Below are 17282 nucleotides of genomic sequence, written 5' to 3'. Positions count from 1 at the left end.
GACTAGTTCTGTTTCGTGCCTGCGGCTTCCGCCGGATATTTGCCCAGCAAGGCCTCGACCAGTTTTGAAAAGCCGATGCCTTTCGACGATTTGATCATCACCACGTCGCCGGCCCTCAGCGCCGACAACAGCAGCGGCTTCAACTCCTCGGCGCCGGCGCGGTATTCCGTCGTGATTTCGGCGGGCAGGATATCGGCCAGCGCCCGCATTTCCGGGCCACCGAGAAAAGCTGTATTTGTCCCGGTGCCGACGATCAGTTCGGCCAGGGCGGCATGGAGCTTGGCCGAATGGTCGCCGAGCTCGAGCATGTCGCCGAGCACGGCGATACGGCGGCCCTCGCCCGTGACAGGCGTCGCATTGAGCAGCGCCATGGCCGCACTCATCGATGCCGGATTGGCGTTGTAGCTCTCGTCGATCAGGGTGATCGGTCCCTTGGGGTGGCGCAGCACATGGCGCTTGCCGCGGCCGCGCTCGGCAGAGAGATCCGCCAGCGCCTCCGCCACTTTGCCGATATCAGCCTCAATGAGATGTATCGCACCGAGGACAGCGAGCACATTCTGCACCATGTGGCGGCCGGGCGCGCCGATGCGGGCCGTCACCTCTTGCCCGCCGATCCTGGCGGTGATGACGGAATGGTCGGCATGCAGCTCGCATTTGGTCAGCTTGTAGGTCGAGCGGACGTTTTCGCCGAAGCTGAAGACATGTTCTATGCCGGCGGCGCGCGCCATCTTGTCGAGCAGCTTCCAGCGTGAATCGTCACGGTTCAACAATGCAGCACCGCCAGGCTCGATGCCTTCAAAAATCTCGGCCTTGGCCTTGGCGATCTCGTCGAGATTTTTGAAGAAGCCGAGATGGGCGGCGGCGATCAGCGTGACGATGGCGACATGCGGCCGGACCATCTTGACCAGCGGCCGGATCTCACCGGGATGGTTCATGCCGATCTCGAACACCGCGTAGTCGCAATCGTCCGGCATGCGCGCCAGCGTCAGCGGCACACCCCAGTGATTGTTGAACGACTGCGCCGAGGCGTGCACCTTGCCGACGGCCGACAGAACATGGCGCAACGCTTCCTTGGTGGTGGTCTTGCCGGCCGAGCCGGTCACCGCGATGATTTTCGCCTTGGAGCGCGCGCGGGCGGCGGCGCCAAGCTTTTCCAGCGCCGCCAGCACGTCCGGCACCACGATCATCGGCGCCGTCAGACGCCCGAGCGACGGCAATTTGCCTTCGGCGACAACCAGCACGCCGGCGCCGGCCTTGATCGCCGCGGTCGCGAAATCATGGCCATCCATCGCCTCGCCCTTGATGGCGAAGAAAGCATCGCCCGGCTGCAGGCTGCGGCTGTCGATCGATATCCCCGAAATGCCCTCCGGCATCGGTCCGAGCGGCCGTCCACCCATGGCGTCGACCAGCGCATCGGCAGTCCAGAGCACGCTCATGCGGCCCGCTCCCGCAGCGCCGAGCGGACTTCCTCATGGTCTGAGAAAGGAAATGTCTCGGCGCCGATGGTCTGGCCCTCTTCATGGCCCTTGCCGGCAACGATCAGCGTATCGCCGGCTTTGAGCATCGCGACCGCTTCGTGGATCGCCTTGCGGCGGTCGCCGATTTCGATGGCGCCGGGCGCAGCCGCGAGGATGGCGGCTCGGATGGTTTCGGGGACTTCCGAACGTGGATTGTCGTCGGTGACGATGACGACATCGGCCAACCGCGTGGCGATCTCGCCCATGATCGGCCGCTTGCCCCTATCGCGGTCGCCCCCGCAGCCAAACACGACGATGACGCGACCGGTGGTGAACGGGCGCACCGCGGCCAGCACATTTTCCAGCGCATCCGGCTTGTGGGCATAATCGACATAGACCGGCGCGCCATTGACGGTCGCGCCGACAAGGTCGAGCCGGCCTGGTGCCCCCTGGAGTTTCTCCAACGCCATCAAAGCCTTGGCGACTGGTGTTCCAGTGGAAATGGCCAGGCCCGCCGAAACGAGGGCGTTGGCGATCTGGAAATCACCGGCCAGCGGCAGGTCGATCTCGTAGATCACGCCGTCGGCCTCAACCTCGGCGCGCTGCCGGTGGCGCTCGTGCTCGACCCGCTTCAGGCGCAGGAAATCGCCGTGGCGGCCGACCGTCAGCAGACTGAGCCCCGCGGCCTGCGCCGCCTTTATCGTCGGCGCCGACCACGGATCGTCGGCGAAGATGACAGCCGGCGCGCCTTGCGGCAGCAGCGTGTCGAACAGGCGCAATTTGGCGCGATGATAATCCTCGACCGTCGGATGATAGTCCATATGGTCGCGGCCAAGATTGGTGAAGCCGCCGGCGGCAAGCTTGACGCCGTCCAGCCGGCGCTGGTCGAGACCGTGGCTGGAAGCCTCCATCGAAGCATGGGTGACGCCGGCCTCAGCCAATTCCTTGAGCAACTGGTGCAAAGCCACCGGATCGGGCGTGGTCAGCGAGCCATAGTCGTTGCGGCCTGGCGCCACCACGCCGGTGGTGCCGATCGAAGCGGCGGCAAAGCCGGCCTGCTCCCATATCTGCCTGGTGAAGGCGGCGACCGAAGTCTTGCCGGCGGTGCCGGTCACCGCGACCATGGTGTCAGGCTGCTTGCCGAAGAAACTTGCCGCGCTCAGCGCCAATGCCAGGCGGGGGTCGTCAACGCTGAGAACCGGGACCGACAGGCCCGTAACCGCGCTGGTCTTGCCCACAACAATCGCCGCCGCGCCGCGCTTCGCCGCATCGGCGGCATAGGCAGCGCCGTCCGCCTTGCTGCCGGCAAGCGCAAAAAAGACGACACCCGGCTTTACCTGACGGGAATCCGATGAAATCCCGGTTACCTCCACATCGCGGGACGCTGTTCCCTCGACAGGCAGGATACCGGCTAAATCTCTCAGGTGCATCGAACCCCGTTTATCTCAACAAAATAGCGCGCAGTTGCCGGCGCGCCCCAAGAATCACTGATAGGAAACCAGCGTTGCACCATTTTCATGGCTGAAATCTGGCTTCACGCCAAGCATGGCGGCTGCCCGCCTGATGATATTGCCGGCCATGACACCCGCATTGTTGGCGGCGACGTCGGTCATCCCTGGCTTTTCCGGATGCGGAGCGTCGGCAATCGTAAACACCAGATATTGCGGATCGTCCATCGGGAAGGCGGCGACGAAGGTGTTGAAATTCAGTTCCTTCGAGTAGCGGCCATTGATGACCTTCTCGGCCGTTCCGGTCTTGCCGCCGACGCGATACCCGGGGGCCCTGGCGTTTCTGGCCGAGCCTTTCTCGGCATTGAGCGTGTAGAGGTAGCGCATGCCCTCCACAGTCTTTTCGCTGACCACTCTCTTGGCCACCGCCATTGCTTCCTGCTCGCTGCGGACCAGGAATGTCGGCTGGATCAGGTAGCCCTGCATCAGCGCCGCGCAGCCGACGGCAGCCTGCAGCGGCGTCGTCGACACGCCATGGCCGAACGCGATGGTGAAGGAGTTGACCTGTTTCCAGACCTTCGGTTCGGTCGGGCGGGCGACTTCAGGCAGTTCGGTCTGCATCCTGTCCAAAAGGCCAAGGCGATGCAGGAATTCGCGGTGCCCCTCGATACCGACCATTTCGGCCTCACGGGCCGATCCGATGTTGGAGGAATAGAGGAACACTTCCGGCAGTGACAGCACGCGGTTCTTGCCATGGAAATCGTGGATGGCCTGATGGCCGACACGAATCGGATGCGATGCATCGAAACGGCTGTTCATGTTGGCCTTGCCGGAATCGAGCGCCATCGCCGAGGTGAAGCTCTTGAAGGTCGAGCCCATTTCGTAGAGGCCGGCCGACATGCGGTTAAGCCGGTCCTTGTCCTGCGCATTGAAGGGATTGTTCGGATCGAAATCCGGCACCGAGGCCATGGCCACCACTTCGCCGGTCTTGATGTTGAGGACGACGGCGCCGGCGCCCATGGCGCGATAGCGCTCGAGGCCGGCGGCGATCTCGTCGCGCACCACATGCTGGACGCGCAGGTCCAGCGAGAGCTGCACCGGCTTCAGGTCTTTTGCCACCGCCAGCCCGGAGGCCTGCAGGTCGCTCAGGCCCTGCTCATCGATGTATTTCTCCATGCCGGAGATGCCCTGATTGTCGATGTTGGTGAGGCCGACAATGTAGGACGAGGTCACGCCGGCCGGATAGAAGCGGCGCTTTTCGGTGCGAAAGCCGATGCCGGGAATGCCGAGCTGCATGATGTCGGCTTGCTGCTTGGGCGTCAGCTGCCGCTGCAGCCAGACGAAGCCGGCGCCGCTCTTCAGCTTGTGGTAGGTCTGTTCGGGGTCGATGTCGGGCAGAATGGTCGACAGCTTTTCGATCGCCTCGTCGGCATCGACGATGCGGCGCGGCTCGGCAAACAGCGATGCCGTCTTGATATCGGTTGCGAGCACTTCGCCGTTGCGGTCGACGATATCGGGCCGCGACGCCGTCACCCGGCTCTGCGGCCCATTCGACATATCGGGGTTCTGAAAACCGAGATAGACCAGCCGCCCGGCAATGGTCGAATAGATGCCGAAAAACACCGCCATCGTCATAACGATGCGGGTCTTGGCTTTTCCGCCGGTCGCCTTGCGCGCGCCCTCGACGACGATCGAGCCGTCCTCGCCGGTCCTTGCGCGCCGCTTCAGCAATCCACCGATCTTCGGAAGCTTGACGCTCATTGGGAACCCGACGCTCATTGGACGATGGCTCCGGTCACCACGGGATCCTTGCCGCCGGCTGGTTCTTTGCCGGAGTTATCGGCCATGCCGCCCAGCCGCTGCGACGACAGGTCCTCGATGTTGAGCGGTTTTGCCGGAAGATCGTCGATCCCGACGATCTGACGTGCCCCGACCGGCTCGAGCGCGAGCTGCGATTTATAGGTTTCAGCCAGCTTCTGCAGGCGCGACGGCTGGGTCAGCAGGCTCCAGTCGGCCTTGAGAAGGTCTATAGTATCCTCCTCGTAGCGGATCTGTGCCTCGATCTTCTGTACCGAAGCCAGTTGTTCCTCGGCCTCGCGCTTGGCCTTGTAGGTCAGGGCCGCGGCCGAGACCATGACGGCGATCAGGACTATGTCGCTGGTTCGAAACAAGTGTTCACCTCTCTCGCGGCGCCTGGATGCCGGGAAGCTTGGGAAGGCCGAAAATTGAAAGATCGCCGGCGCGCGCCGGTGCCTCGGTACGGATGGCAGCGCGCAGCCTCGCCGAGCGCGCCCGCGGATTGGCTGCTATTTCGGCGTCACCGGGCGTGACGCCGCCACCGGCTTTGCGGAAGGTCGCGCTGCGCGCATGCGCCTCGGGCATATGGCGCGAGCCGGTCACCGCGTCGGCGCGGTCGGCGATAAAGCGCTTGACGATGCGGTCTTCCAGCGAATGGAACGTCACCACGGCAAGCCGCCCGCCGGGCTTCAGCACGCGCTCGGACGCCACCAGGGCCTTGGCCAGTTCGCCAAGCTCGTCATTGACGAAGATGCGCAGTGCCTGGAAGACCCGGGTGGCCGGATGGATCTTGTCCTTCGGCGCGCGGCCGATATGCGTCTCGATGGCGTCGGCGAGGTCGAGCGTGCGCTCGAAGGGTCTTTTTTCACGCCGGCCCTCGATCATGCGGGCAATGCGACCGGCGTTGCGCTCTTCGCCAAGGAAACCGAAAATGCGGGCAAGATCGCCCGTCTTGAAGCTGTTGACGACATCGGCGGCGCTCAAGCCCGCCTGCGCCATGCGCATGTCGAGCGGACCGTCGGCGCGAAACGAAAAGCCGCGCTCGGCCTGGTCGACCTGCATGGAGGAAATGCCGATGTCGAGGACAACGCCGTCGGCGCTTTCGACCTGTTCGTCCAGCGTCGAGAACGGCGCCTGCACCAGCCTCAGCCTGCCGTCGGATTGCTGCTCCAGGCTCCGCCCGGCGGCAATGGCGTCCGGATCGCGATCGATCGCCACCACAGAGGCACCGCTTGCCAGGATCGCCTTGGTGTAGCCGCCGGCGCCGAACGTACCGTCGACGATCACATCGCCGGCTTTGGGCGAAAGCGCTTCCAGCACTTCGGCAAGGAGGACCGGAATGTGACGGGCCGGTCCGCCAACGGCGCTGATATCATCGCCGTGACCCGCCATCATTCCGGTCGCTCCCCAGCCTTGGCCTCGTGAGCCGTCGTCCCCTGCCGAAGCTGCAAAAGCCGGGCGCGCGCCTGCGCGCCATAGGCGGCAAGGCGACCCGGCTCCCAAATTTGAAAGAAGTTGCCGCGGCCGACAAAGGCCACGTCCGTCGAAATGCCCGTGTGCTCGCGGATGAAATCGCTCATCGTGATGCGGCCGTCCTGGTCGAGTTTCAGGAACGTCCCGTCGCCATGGCAGAAGAAGGACATGTCGTCCGCCGTCTGCAAAAATGGATCTTCCAGCGCGATGCGCTGTTCGTAGCGGTCGAGCAGGTCGAGGCCCCCGACATCCATCGCCGGGACATCCAGGCCGCGCAGCGCGTAGAGCTCCGAATAACCGCGTTTCTGCACGACCGCGCGGAAATGCGCCGGAACGGAGACCCGCCCCTTCGCATCGATCCTGTTCACCGCGCTTGACAGAAACCGGTCCATGACACGTTACAGCCGCTTCCGCCGCCGCACCCCTCTCCATGTTTTCGTCCGCGCCGCAGCGCGTCCCCTGCCGAAAAACGGCTTCGTTCCCAACGGCAAAACCCGGCAAACGCACAGCCGCCGCGGCTGCCCGATTGGCGTACGCTTTACCCTGACGCGGAACGAAGGCTTTGGTATCGAGATGGGATATCATGGGGCACTATGGGCGTCAACGGGATCAAGCTTCACAAACGCGCGCGCCACAACCGGTGAGAGCAGCTCTGACAGCACTCCCGTCTTTATCCTCCATTAAGCCTAACGAACCGTTTAGAGCGGCCTTGGCCCAACCGGAGGCGGCTTGCCGTGCACCGCTGCCGCGCATAGCGTCGGTCATCTTTTTCGCTCAGCAACAGGGTTAGAAATCCATGTCCGAAACAGCCAGGTCACGCGCGGCCTCCCTTGCCCATCTGCGTCGCGGCGGGCTTGCCAAAGGCGACCCCATCCCTTTGCCGCTGACCATGGCCGCCATTTTCCACAACCCGGGCGACGGCGCCGGCTACAGTCAGTATGGCCGTTACAGCAACGCCACCTGGGATGCGGTCGAGGACATGCTGGCGCATCTGGAGGACGCCCCATGCGTCGGCTTCCCCTCGGGGATGGCGGCGATCTCTGCGGTGTTTTTTGGACTGCTGAAAACCGGCGACCGCGTCCTTTTGCCTTCCGACGGCTATCACGCCACGCGGGCGCTGGCCGAGCGCTTTCTCAAGCCCTTCGGCATCAGCTATGATCTCAGGCCGACATCGACTTTCCTCGACGGCGGCTTCGACGGCTATCGCCTCGTCTATGTCGAAACCCCGTCAAATCCGCGACTGGACATCTGCGACATCACAGCCGTCGCTGAGGCTGCCCATAGGGCGGGCGCAACGGTCGTCGTCGACAACACGACGATGACGCCGTTCGGCCAACGCCCGCTCGATCTCGGCGCCGACATTGTCGTTGCCGCGGACACCAAGGCGGCCAATGGTCATTCCGACGTGCTGTTCGGCCATGTCGCCAGCCGCAACCCCGACATCATCGCCGCCGTCACCGGCTGGCGCGAGACCGCGGGCGGCATTCCCGGGCCGTTCGAGGCATGGCTGGTCCATCGCGGCCTGGAGACGCTGGACGTGCGCTTCGACCGCATGTGCACTTCGGCGGAGGCGATCGCGAAGCGCTTGAAAGACCATCGCGCGGTGAGCGGCCTGCGCTATCCCGGCCTTGAAGGCGACCCGTCGCACAATCTCGCCCGCGCCCAGATGGAGCGTTTCGGTTTTCTCGTCTCCTTCGAACTCGCGTCCGGGGACAAGGCCGAGGACTTCATCAACAATTGCACCCTGATGCAGGCGGCGACATCGTTCGGCGGCGTCCACACCTCGGCCGAGCGGCGGGCCAAGCGAGGAGATTCGGTTCCGCCCGGCTTCGTGCGCCTATCGGTCGGTTGCGAGCCGGTGGAAGAACTCTGGCAGGCGATCGAGACATCGCTGGAGAAGATCGGCGCTTGAATCAACAGGCGCACCCGAGGGCGCAACCTGCTGATCTCAAAGGATTTCGTCACGATGCAGTGGGAGAAACTGCCAGCTGGCCTGTAAGCCGGGTTTTGTATGGCCCTCGCCCCTTGCGGGGCGAGAACGTGGCGGCCATTCATCTTGGACGCACGTTGCCATGCGCCTCACGCAACCTACCCGGACGGTGGGCCGGAAACAGCCCTCGAAGGTTTCCCCTCGCACCGTCCCTATTCGGTCTTGCTCCCGGTGGGGTTTACCGTGCCGCTCCTGTTGCCAGTCGCGCGGTGGGCTCTTACCCCACCCTTTCACCCTTACCCCGATAAATCGTGGCGGTTTGCTTTCTGTGGCACTTTCCCTGGGGTCGCCCCCGCCGGCCATTAACCGGCACCGTGTCTCCATGGAGCCCGGACTTTCCTCACCCGCAGCCTTTCGGCTTTGCGGGTGCGGCCGCCCGGCCAGCTGGCAGAGCGTATAAAGGGGTTCACGTGCGAAAACGCAAATGAAAAAGCAGACTTATGCCGGCGATCCCAATGCCGCCATCTGCACCTTGACCTTGCCGCAATAGGCGGCCGACACCGGGTTCATCCGGGTCGCGGCATGGCCGGCATTGTATTTCAGGATGGTGCCGCAGGTCGTGCCGCCACCGAGATTGCGCGCCATGGCGAGATACTTCATCCCGTATTTGATGTTGGTGTCGGGATCGAACAGGCCCTTGGTCGAGCCGTTGTAGCCCATCATCCGCGCCGTTGCCGGCTTGATCTGCATCAGACCGATCTCGCCGGCGCTGCCAACGATGTTGGGCCGGTAATTGCTCTCGATCTTGATCACCGCCTTGGCCAGCGATACCGGCACGCCTTCGGCCGCAGCATAGCGGGCGATGATCGCTGAATACTGGCCGCCGAGCGCGGCCGCCGCCGTCGATTCCGCAGCAGTGCTCGGACCGATCGATGCGGTCGTCGTCCGGTCGATGCTCTTCCTGCCGCGCTTCAAATGCCTCTTGGCCGTCGCTTTTCTGACCTTCACCACTGCTGCCTTTTGCACCTTGGCAGTGGCTGTCCTCTTGGCTTTCGGGCTCGCTTTCGTCATGGCGGTTTTGGCGGGTGCGGCGATGAAGCCCTGGTCTGCCCTCTGGCTCAGAGGTGCGGCATCGGCCGCATTGAAGGCAAAAGTCATCACGCCGGCAGCAATAGCTGCCGTTACAACGGTCAATTTCTGCATGTGGTCCTGTTCTGTCTGGGCCGCGCGAAGATCTTCACGCAGCAACGCCTAATCAATATCGGGACTTCCGGGGGGATGAAGGCCTGATAACTTGCACGAACTGCCTTTGAGGGCCGAATTTGTGTCGAACAAGGCGAGGCAATTCACTTTCAGTGACAGGCTGTAACTCGAATATCAGAAAAAGGTTATTTAGACGCAGCTGACGTGAGGGAAGTCAGCAGGCTTTGCAGCGTGCGGATTGTCGAGCCGTCGGCTACGCCATCCACCAGGCGTGGCCGGAAATGCCGCTGAAACGCTTCGACGACGATCTCGGTCTGGCGGTCGAAGATACCGGATATCTCGACGCCATAGCCGTAGAGCGCCAGCATCGACTGCAGCGCCTCGACCTCGGCGCCGGTATCGCCGGCTTTCAGCACCGCGCCGCGGCGGATCGGCGCCGCAGGCACAAGATGGCCGACCCCCGCCGCAAACAGCGCCTTCCAGGGGAATTTCTCGCCCGGGTCGATCTTGCGCCCTGGCGCGATGTCGGAATGGGCGAGCACCCGTTGCGCCGTAATGGAATGGCGCCCGATTATCCCTTTGCACAACCCGATCACCGCCTCTATCTGTCGCTTGGGAAAGGTCGAATAACCGAGCGAATGGCCGGGATTGACGATTTCGATGCCCACCGAGCAGGAGTTGATGTCGGTGCGCCCGAACCAGGAACTGGCACCAGCGTGCCAAGCGCGGTCGCTCTCGCGCACCATCTGGACGATGCGGCCGTCTTCGTGGACGAGATAGTGTGAGGAAACCTCGCTGGCCGGATCGCACAGCCAGGCTTCGGCGGCGGCACCCGTAGCCATGCCAGTATAGTGCAGCACGATCATATCGGGTCTGAGCGTCTCGCGCCGCGGGCCAAAATTCGGCGATACCCTGACCTCGGCGCGCGGCTCGTCGGGCAGGAAGCCGCTCATGCGTGCCTGAGGCCCCGCTCGATCATCTCGTAGGCCGCGTTGATCGCCGCAACCCTGGTCGTCGCGATCTTGATGAACTCCTGTGGGAGACCGCGCGCGATCAGCCGGTCCGGATGATTGTCGGAGACCAGTTTGCGATAGCGCTTCCTGACCTCGTCGAAGGGCTTACCGCGTTCGATGCCGAGCACAAGATAGGGGTCGCCGGCGCCGAGATTGACGTGCCTGGCCATGATGGCCTCGTAGTGCACTTCGTCGATGCGGAAAATCTCGGCAATGCGGTGCAGGAAAATGCCTTCGCGTTCATGCACCAGCCCGTCGGCCTTGGCGATATGGAACAGGCCGTCAAGTATGTCTTCCAGCATGACGCAGTTGGAGTGGCCCGAACCACACATCTGCGCCATGCGCTCGGCATAGGTCTCGAACCCGGCAACGTCGCGCTTGGCCAGATCGTAGAGCCGCGCCACATTGCGGGTCTGCTCTCTCGGCACCTCGAATATTTCCTGGAAGGCTCGCACCTCGTCCTGGGTGACGATGCCATCAGCCTTGGCCATCTTCGCCGACAGTGCAATCATCGCCACCGAGAAGGCAACGCGCCGGCGCAAATCCGCATCGCCGGAAAAAACAGTGCGCACAGCCTCGACCACTTCGGCGACGCCCGAATTGGCTGACGAGGAAACGCGGATGATGAACTCGCCGAGGCGATCCCAAATCGACATAAGCGCTTATTAGGGCCGCCGGCCACCGCTATCAAGCCAAGAGTGCCGCAGGGGTGAATCGATTTACGCAGACAGCCGACGGGACGCCACAGGAATTAGCCGACCGTAGTCCCGAAACCGCCAGGGTGGCCCCTAAACGCAGGAAGGCCGGCGCGAAGCCGGCCTCCTCTCGCGTCACATCAAAGTGACCGAGACTGCTGCTACTGCGCCGGGGCGGCAGGAGCAGGTGTTGCCGGAGCCGGTTCTGCGGGCTTCGGGGCATCCGGCGTCACCGGCTTCATCGGCTCGGCGGCTGGCGGATTGGTGCTCTGGGTGGTGGTGTTATCCGTCCCGCTGTCGCTGCAGGCTGCAACGCCGAGCAGGGCCAGGGCGGAAACGGAAGCAAGAATGAGCTTTTTCATGACGATCTCTCCTTCAACACACGTTCACGTTGCGGTGAACGGTCGAACAGGAAATGCATCAGGCGCCCATGAGTTTCGTAACGTTGCGTTTCCGCATGTAACATCAAGAGCGGCGATTGCAGGCCGGGCGATGGCACACTAACAGTTTGAAACCAAATGACATGCCGGAGCTCTTCGTGGACAAGAAATGGGATTTTTGGATCGATCGCGGCGGCACCTTCACCGACGTGATTGGGCGCGCGCCCGAGGGCGGGTTGCATCCCAGGAAACTCCTGTCGGAAAATCCTGAAGCCTACCCCGATGCGGCGATAGCCGGGATCCGCGAATTGCTGGGGCTGAAATCCGGCGCCGCCATCCCGTCCGCCCTGATCGGCGACATCAAGATGGGCACCACCGTCGCCACCAACGCGCTTTTGGAGCGCAAGGGCGACCGGGTGCTTTTGCTCATCACCAAGGGCTTTCGCGATGCGCTGAGGATCGCTTACCAGGCGCGGCCCGACATCTTCGCCAAGGAGATCATCCTACCTGAACAGCTTTACGAGCGGGTCATCGAGATCAACGAACGCGTGCGCGCCAATGGCGATGTCGAGCGCCTGCTCGACATCGCCGCCTGCCGTCCCGCCATCGAACAGGCGCGCGCCGACGGCATCGACGCGGTGGCAATCGTCTTCATGCATGCCTGGAAATATCCCGATCACGAGAAGGCGGTGGCGAAAGTCTGCCGCAAGATCGGGTTCAGCCAAGTCTCGGTCAGCCACGAGGTCTCGCCTTTGATCAAGCTGGTCGGCCGCGGCGACACCACCGTGGTCGACGCCTATCTCTCGCCGATCCTGTCACGCTATGTGCAACGCGTGGCGGGAGAGCTGGGTGCTACGCCAGAGGCGTCGGCAGCGGGGACAAGCCAATCCCCTCGCCTGATGTTCATGATGTCGTCTGGCGGGCTTACCGCTGCCGACCTGTTCCAGGGCAAGGACGCGCTGTTGTCCGGCCCGGCCGGCGGCGTCGTCGGCATGGTCGAGACGGCAAAGCTGGCCGGCTTCGAGAAAGTCATCGGCTTCGACATGGGCGGCACCTCCACCGATGTCGCCCATTTTGACGGCGCATATGAGCGCGCCTTCGACACCGAAGTTGCAGGCGTGCGCATCCGCGCGCCGATGATGCGCATCCATACCGTGGCCGCGGGCGGCGGCTCGATCCTCCACTACGAAGCCGGCCGCTTCCGCGCCGGCCCGGAATCCGCCGGCGCCAATCCCGGCCCGGCCGCGTACCGGCGCGGCGGCCCGCTCGCCGTCACCGACGCCAATGTCATGCTGGGCAAGCTGCAGCCCGATTTCTTCCCGGCGATTTTCGGCCCCGGCCAGGACCAACCGCTGGACGTTGCCGCCGTGCGCAAGAAGTTCGCCGCGCTTGCCGCCGAAATCGGCGACGGCCGCACGCCGGAAGCCGTCGCCGAAGGCTTTGTCACCATCGCGGTGGAAAACATGGCCAATGCCATCAAGAAGATCTCCGTCCAGCGCGGCTACGACGTCACCGAATATCTGCTGAACTGTTTTGGCGGCGCCGGCGGTCAGCATGCCTGCCTGGTTGCGGACGCATTGGGCATGGAGGCGGTGCTGATCCACCCCTTCTCCGGCCTGCTGTCGGCCTATGGTATCGGCCTGTCGTCAGTGTTCGCGTCGCGCCAGCAGGCGCTGCTCAAGCCGCTTGCCGAAGAATCCAGGACCGAGATCGGCAGCCTCATTGCCACGTTGAAAAAAGCCGTCATCGTCGAACTCGCCGCGCAAGGCATCGCGCAGGATAAGGTTGCCGCAAAGCCGGTGCTGCACATTCGCTATGACGGCACCGACACGACGCTGCCGGTGAATTTCGAGGCCGACTCGATCTTCCAGGCCAGGCGCAATTTCGAAATCGCCCACAAGGCGCAGTTCGGTTTCGTCTATGAGGACAAGCCGATGATCGTCGAGACGGTTGGCGTCGAAGGCACCGAAATCGCAGAGACCAGGGTCGAGGCCGTTGCGCCGGCCGGACCGTCAAGGGTTGAAGCCGGCGCTTCTGGAACGCGGCGCATCTACACCGAGGGCCGGTGGCATGAGGCCGGCATCCATCGCCGTGAAAATCTGCGCCCCTCCAATCTGGTCCCAGGTCCCGCCCTGATCATCGAGCCGAACCAGACCATCGTCATCGAGCCGGGCTGGCGCGCCGAAATCACCGACCTCAATCACGTCGTCATCCGCCGCACGGAACAGAAGGTGCGCTCGGCTGCCCTCGGCACCGAAGCCGATCCGGTGATGCTGGAGGTCTTCAACAACCTCTTCATGTCGATCGCCGAACAGATGGGCGTCACGCTGCAGAACACCGCCTATTCCGTCAACATCAAGGAAAGGCTGGACTTCTCCTGTGCCGTCTTCGACCGCCATGGCGCGCTGGTCGCCAACGCCCCGCACATGCCGGTGCATCTTGGCTCCATGGACCGCTCGGTCGAAACCATCATCCGGCTGAACTCCGGTGACATCCACCCCGGCGACGTCTTTGCCCTGAACGCACCCTACAATGGCGGCACACATCTGCCCGACATCACCGTGGTGACGCCGGTGTTCGATGACGCAAAGCAGGAGATCTTGTTCTGGGCGGCCTCGCGCGGCCACCATGCCGATATTGGCGGCACCGCACCGGGCTCCATGACGCCGCTTGCCACCACGGTCGACGAGGAAGGCGTGCTTTTCGACAATTTCCGTGTTGTCGACCGCGGAAAATTCCGCGAGGCGGAGCTGCAAACGCTGCTCACCGATCACCCCTACCCCGCCCGCAATCCGCACCAGAACATCGCCGACCTCAAGGCGCAGATCGCCGCCAATGAAAAAGGCGTGGCGGAACTGCGCAAGATGGTTGCGCATTTCGGTCTCGATGTCGTCGAAGCCTATATGGGCCATGTCCAGGACAATGCCGCCGAAAGCGTGCGCCGCGTGCTGGAGCGGCTGCCCGACAGGTCTGAGTATGAATACCCGACCGACACCGGCCAGGTGATCAAGGTGAAGATCACGGTCGACCGGCAAAAGCGCGAGGCGACCGTCGACTTCACCGGCACCTCGCCCGTGATGAAGAACAACTTCAACGCACCAGAACCCGTCGCCCGCGCCGCCGTCCTCTACGCCTTCCGCGTCATGGTCGAGGACATGATCCCGATGAATGCCGGCTGCCTGCGGCCAATCAACATCATCATCCCCGACGGCTCGATGCTGAAGCCCGCCTACCCAGCCGCCGTGGTCGCCGGCAATGTCGAGACCTCGCAGCATGTCACCAACGCGCTGTTCGGCGCCATGGGCGCGATGGCCAATGCGCAAGGCACGATGAACAACCTGACCTTCGGCAACAAGCAGTACCAGTATTACGAGACCATCTGCTCCGGTTCGCCGGCTGGCCGGATGAACTCCGGCCGCGGCTTTGCCGGCACCTCCGGCGTCCACACCCACATGACCAATTCGCGCCTCACCGATCCCGAAGTGCTGGAACTGCGCTTTCCCGTGCTGCTGGAGGATTTCCACATCCGCGAAGGCTCCGGCGGCAAAGGCAAATGGAGCGCCGGCGACGGCACCAAGCGGACGATCCGCTTCCTCGAAAAGATGGAATGCGCCATCCTGTCCTCGCACCGCAACCGCCCGCCGCAAGGTCTCGACGGCGGCGGTGACGGCGAAGTGGGCTCAACCAAGGTTCGCCGCAAGGACGGCACAATCGATGTGCTGAAGGCTTGCGACCAGACCGTGCTCGACGCCGGCAACGCCGTCATCCTGACGACACCGACGCCTGGTGGGTTCGCCAAAGGCTGATATCCGGGAGCTGACATCAGGCAGTCAACAGCCTGTCACCGGCCTGTCATGACGCTGCGCTACCCGCTTGCGCCAAAGCAAATGGGGAATCATTAGCCATGACGGACGTTTCGGCAGATCTGGTCTTTCGCCGTGGCAAGGAAGTTGGAAAAGCCGTCTATCAGAACCGCCCGCTGTCCAAGGCCGGCCTTTCCGAACGGTTGTTTGCGCTTCTGTTTTCCGGCCTCGTCTATCCGCAGATCTGGGAAGACCCTGAAGTCGACATGGAGGCCATGCAGCTTGGCCAGGGCCACCGCGTCATCACCATCGCCTCCGGCGGCTGCAATATCCTCGCCTATCTCACCCGTTCGCCCGAACGCGTCGATGCGGTCGATCTCAACGCCGCCCACATCGCCTTGAACCGGATGAAGCTGGAGGCGGTGCGGCATCTGCCTTCGCAGGGTGATCTGTTCCGCTTCTTCGGCGCCGCCGACACCAGCCACAATTCGGAAGCTTATGACCGCTTCATCGCGCCGCATCTCGATCCGGTCAGCCGCCACTATTGGGAGCGCCGCAACTGGCGTGGCCGCCGGCGCATCACCGTCTTCGACCGCAATTTCTACCAGACCGGCCTGCTCGGCCTGTTCATCGCCATGGGCCATCGCACAGCGAAATTCTTCGGTGTCGATCCCTCTGGGATCATGCAGGCCAAGAGCATCGCCGACCAGCGCCGCTTCTTCAATGAGGAGCTGGCGCCGGTCTTCGACAAGAAGCTCTTGCGCTGGGCGACATCGCGCAAGGCTTCGCTGTTCGGCCTCGGCATTCCGCCGGCGCAGTACGATTCGCTGATCACCTCGGGCGACGGTTCGATGGCCAGCGTGCTGAAGGCCCGGCTGGAAAAGCTCGCCTGCGATTTTCCTCTGAAGAACAACTACTTCGCCTGGCAGGCTTTTGCCCGCCGTTACCCCAATCCGGGCGAAGCCGCCTTGCCCGCCTATCTCGAAGAGGCCAACTACAAGGCGATCCGCAACAATGTCGATCGCGTCGGCATCCACCATGCCAACCTGATCGAATTCCTGGCCGGCAAGGATGCCGGGACCGTCGATCGCTTCATCCTGCTCGACGCGCAGGACTGGATGACAGATGACCAGCTCAACGCGTTGTGGTCGGAGATCACTCGCACCGCTTCGGTCGGCGCCCGCGTCATCTTCCGCACCGCGGCCGAACCCAGCTTGTTGCCCGGCCGTGTCTCGACTTCGCTGCTCGACCAGTGGAACTACGAGGAAGAGGCCTCACGCGACTATTCCGCCCGCGACCGCTCGGCGATCTATGGCGGCTTCCACCTCTATGTGAAGCGCCCCGCATGAGCACGAGCGAGTTGCCGGCCGACCATGCCGAACTGATGGACGGCGTCTATCGCTGGCAGCGCCATGTCTACGACCTGACCCGCAAATACTACCTGCTCGGCCGCGACCAGATGATATCGGGGCTGGATGTACCGGCGAGAGGAACTGTGCTTGAGCTCGGCTGCGGCACCAGCCGCAACATCGCGCTTGCCGCCCGCAGCTATCCCGACGCCCGCTTCTACGGCCTCGACATCTCGGCCGAGATGCTGGAGACCGCCAGCAAGGCGATCGGCCGCGAAGGCCTGTCCGGCCGCGTCGTGCTAGCGCGCGGCGATGCCACCGATTTCGACGCCAAGGCCCTGTTTGGCGTCGAGCGCTTCGACCGCATCCTCGTGTCCTATTCGCTGTCGATGATTCCCGGCTGGGAAAAGACGGTTTCAGCAGCGCTTGCGGCACTCGCGCCCGGCGGTTCCTTGCATGTCGTCGACTTCGGCCAGCAGGAAGGCTTGCCGCGCTGGTTCCGGGCCGTGTTGCGCGGTTGGCTCAAGAAATTCCACGTTGCGCCGCGTGAATCGTTGCGCGAAGTCCTGGAATCGGAATCTCGGCGAACCGGCGCAACCTTGCGTTTCCGCACGCTTTATCGCGGCTATGCCTGGCTGGCGATCGTCAAGATCGCCATCTGACCTGTATCAAAGTCCTGAGTTTGAAGTCTGAGGGCCTGCCGCTCTCGTCCATTACGAGCGGCACCAACTGCG

At 63.4% G+C, this 17282-nt stretch carries 14 protein-coding genes and 1 other RNA gene; 4 read left to right on the top strand and 11 right to left on the bottom strand.

What is annotated here, in order from left to right:
• Positions 1–2: 2 nt before the first annotated feature.
• Genes ACWGTO_RS11090 through mraZ form a run of 6 tightly spaced genes read right to left on the bottom strand, consistent with a single transcriptional unit; the run spans position 3 to position 6567 of the window.
• Positions 3–1436, bottom strand: a complete 1434-nt coding sequence (locus tag ACWGTO_RS11090) for a UDP-N-acetylmuramoylalanyl-D-glutamyl-2,6-diaminopimelate--D-alanyl-D-alanine ligase (RefSeq protein WP_454574889.1) — start codon at positions 1434–1436, stop codon at positions 3–5.
• Positions 1433–2887 carry a UDP-N-acetylmuramoyl-L-alanyl-D-glutamate--2,6-diaminopimelate ligase gene (locus ACWGTO_RS11085; RefSeq protein WP_454574888.1) on the bottom strand — a complete coding sequence of 485 codons (1455 nt, stop codon included), beginning with the start codon at positions 2885–2887 and terminating at the stop codon, positions 1433–1435. Before ACWGTO_RS11085 ends, ACWGTO_RS11090 begins: the two co-directional genes overlap by 4 nt.
• Before the next feature lie 54 nt (positions 2888–2941).
• Positions 2942–4666, bottom strand: a complete 1725-nt coding sequence (locus tag ACWGTO_RS11080) for a peptidoglycan D,D-transpeptidase FtsI family protein (RefSeq protein ID WP_454574887.1) — start codon at positions 4664–4666, stop codon at positions 2942–2944.
• Positions 4667–4680: 14 nt separating this feature from the next.
• Positions 4681–5076, bottom strand: a complete 396-nt coding sequence (gene ftsL / locus ACWGTO_RS11075; protein WP_454574886.1) for a cell division protein FtsL — start codon at positions 5074–5076, stop codon at positions 4681–4683.
• 4 nt (positions 5077–5080) lie between these two features.
• Complete coding sequence (gene rsmH, locus ACWGTO_RS11070) at positions 5081–6097, bottom strand: 16S rRNA (cytosine(1402)-N(4))-methyltransferase RsmH (RefSeq protein WP_454574885.1); 1017 nt, start codon at positions 6095–6097, stop codon at positions 5081–5083.
• Positions 6094–6567 (bottom strand): division/cell wall cluster transcriptional repressor MraZ, encoded by a 474-nt coding sequence (gene mraZ / locus ACWGTO_RS11065; protein WP_454574884.1) that lies wholly within the window; start codon positions 6565–6567, stop codon positions 6094–6096. Before mraZ ends, rsmH begins: the two co-directional genes overlap by 4 nt.
• 404 nt (positions 6568–6971) lie before the next feature.
• Between mraZ and ACWGTO_RS11060 the strand changes: the two genes are divergently transcribed.
• Positions 6972–8087, top strand: coding sequence for a cystathionine gamma-lyase (locus ACWGTO_RS11060; protein WP_454574883.1), 1116 nt, complete (start codon positions 6972–6974; stop codon positions 8085–8087).
• A 68-nt stretch (positions 8088–8155) separates the two neighbouring features.
• On the opposite strand, the gene rnpB is transcribed toward ACWGTO_RS11060, so the two are convergent.
• The 5 genes from rnpB to ACWGTO_RS11035 form a co-directional block, all read right to left on the bottom strand.
• Positions 8156–8553: RNase P RNA component class A (gene rnpB / locus ACWGTO_RS11055), an RNA gene on the bottom strand.
• 50 nt (positions 8554–8603) lie between these two features.
• A complete protein-coding gene (locus ACWGTO_RS11050; RefSeq protein ID WP_454574882.1) occupies positions 8604–9308 on the bottom strand; it encodes a lytic transglycosylase domain-containing protein in 705 nt (234 codons plus the stop codon).
• A gap of 185 nt (positions 9309–9493) precedes the next feature.
• On the bottom strand, positions 9494–10261 hold the full coding sequence (locus ACWGTO_RS11045; RefSeq protein WP_454574881.1) for an N-acetylmuramoyl-L-alanine amidase: 768 nt from the start codon (positions 10259–10261) through the stop codon (positions 9494–9496).
• Positions 10258–10977, bottom strand: coding sequence for a TerB family tellurite resistance protein (locus tag ACWGTO_RS11040; protein ID WP_454574880.1), 720 nt, complete (start codon positions 10975–10977; stop codon positions 10258–10260). Before ACWGTO_RS11040 ends, ACWGTO_RS11045 begins: the two co-directional genes overlap by 4 nt.
• Before the next feature lie 200 nt (positions 10978–11177).
• Positions 11178–11378: a hypothetical protein gene (locus ACWGTO_RS11035; RefSeq protein WP_454574879.1), complete on the bottom strand. Its 201-nt coding sequence runs from the start codon at positions 11376–11378 to the stop codon at positions 11178–11180.
• Positions 11379–11554: 176 nt separating this feature from the next.
• On the opposite strand from ACWGTO_RS11035, the gene ACWGTO_RS11030 reads away from it, so the two are divergent.
• The 3 genes from ACWGTO_RS11030 (at position 11555) to ACWGTO_RS11020 (ending at position 17210) form a co-directional block, all read left to right on the top strand.
• Positions 11555–15202, top strand: a complete 3648-nt coding sequence (locus ACWGTO_RS11030) for a hydantoinase B/oxoprolinase family protein (protein ID WP_454574878.1) — start codon at positions 11555–11557, stop codon at positions 15200–15202.
• A 98-nt stretch (positions 15203–15300) separates the two neighbouring features.
• A complete protein-coding gene (locus tag ACWGTO_RS11025) occupies positions 15301–16548 on the top strand; it encodes a DUF3419 family protein (protein WP_454574877.1) in 1248 nt (415 codons plus the stop codon).
• Positions 16545–17210 (top strand): class I SAM-dependent methyltransferase, encoded by a 666-nt coding sequence (locus ACWGTO_RS11020; protein WP_454574876.1) that lies wholly within the window; start codon positions 16545–16547, stop codon positions 17208–17210. The genes ACWGTO_RS11025 and ACWGTO_RS11020 overlap by 4 nt, the downstream gene beginning before the upstream one ends.
• Positions 17211–17282: the final 72 nt, after the last annotated feature.

It is taken from the genome of Mesorhizobium sp. PL10 (assembly GCF_053714315.1).
The sequence above is the reverse complement of the archived record's forward strand: the minus strand, read 5'-3'. Positions and strand labels throughout refer to the sequence as shown.